The 1,291-nt window shown below is 75.4% G+C and carries 1 protein-coding gene; it reads right to left on the bottom strand.

The window, feature by feature from the left end; all coding sequences use genetic code 11:
• Nucleotides 1–157 precede the first annotated feature (157 nt).
• Nucleotides 158–1,207, bottom strand: a complete 1,050-nt coding sequence (locus ACFV6D_RS03775) for a family 2 encapsulin nanocompartment cargo protein polyprenyl transferase (RefSeq protein ID WP_063348813.1) — start codon at nt 1,205–1,207, stop codon at nt 158–160.
• Between the last annotated feature and the right edge of the window lie 84 nt (nt 1,208–1,291).

Below are 1,291 nucleotides of genomic sequence, written 5' to 3'. Positions count from 1 at the left end.
CGGCCGCCCACCGCCACCGGGTTCCGGGGTGTCAAAGGGGTTGGGTTGGGGGGGGGGGGGCGGGGCCGGTTGTGGGAAGTCGGACCGGCCGACTTCCCACTCCCGACGAGTCCGGTCAGCCGAGTCCGGCCGGACCAGCCCGGTCGGACCAGCCCGGTCAGTGGCTGCGGCGGGTGACCAGTTCGGCCAGCACTAGCAGTTCGTCGGCCGCCGACGGCTCCGGGACGGCCGTGGCCAGCTGCGCCATCGCCGCCGCCATCCGCTCGCAGGACTCGCCCTGCGCCCAGCCGCGGCCGCCGGCGCCTTCGACGGACGCCGCGCACTGCGCCAACTCCTCAGGGCTGAGCTGGCGTTCGAGGGCGTACAGCCCGGCGAGCCGGGCCCCCTCGGGGGTGCCGGAGCCCAGCGCCGCGACCACCGGCAGCGACTTCTTCCGGGCGACCAGGTCCGCGCCCACCGGCTTGCCGGTCACCGCCGGATCGCCCCAGATGCCGATCAGGTCGTCGATCAGCTGGAACGCCAGGCCGATCTCCCGGCCGAAGCCGTCCATCGCCTGCGCGGCCTCCTCCGACCCGCCGCCGTACAGGGCGCCCATCGCGCAGGCGGCGCCGAGCAGGGCGCCGGTCTTGGCCTCCGCCATCGCCAGGCACTCGGCGAGCGAGACGTCGCTGCGCTGCTCGAAGGCGCAGTCGATCTGCTGGCCCTCGCACAGCTCGACCACGCAGTCGGTGAGCCGGCGGACCGAGCTCCGGGCGGCCGGGTGGGCGTCCTCGGCGAGCAGGCGCAGCGCCAGCGAGTGCATGGCGTCCCCGGCCAGGATGGCCTCGGTGGTGCCGAACACCCGCCAGGCGGTGGGCCGGTGGCGGCGCGTCTCGTCCCGGTCGATGACGTCGTCGTGGAGCAGCGTGAAGTTGTGCACCAGCTCGACGGCGGCGGCCGCGGCGGTGGCCTCGGCGGTCGTGCCGCCGAGTGCCTGGGTGGCGGCGAGGACCATGGCGGGCCGGATCGCCTTGCCGGAGGGGGCGTCGGCGGGCGAGCCGTCCGCCTCCCACCAGCCGAAGTGGTAGCCAGCGACCTTGCGCATCGCGCCCGGCAGTGAGTCGACGGCGGCCCGCAGGACCGGGTCGACCAGGTTGCGGGCCCGGGCGAGGACGTCCGCCGCCTCGTTCCCCTCTTTGTGGTCCCGCTCCAGTGTGGAGCTCGTCATGGGTTTCTCCCCCTGTCGGCCTGCGGTGAGGCGGCCTGGTGTGAGGTGCCGGTCGTGGGTCGGCCGACCCGGTCGGTGGCCGGG

It is taken from the genome of Kitasatospora sp. NPDC059812 (assembly GCF_042732075.1).
GTDB lineage: Bacteria > Actinomycetota > Actinomycetes > Streptomycetales > Streptomycetaceae > Kitasatospora.
The sequence above is the reverse complement of the archived record's forward strand: the minus strand, read 5'-3'. Positions and strand labels throughout refer to the sequence as shown.

Coding starts and splice junctions, on each gene's coding strand:
- ACFV6D_RS03775 (WP_063348813.1), bottom strand. CDS start 1,207: ATGACGAGCTCCACACTGGAGCGGGACCACAAAGAGGGGAACGAGGCG.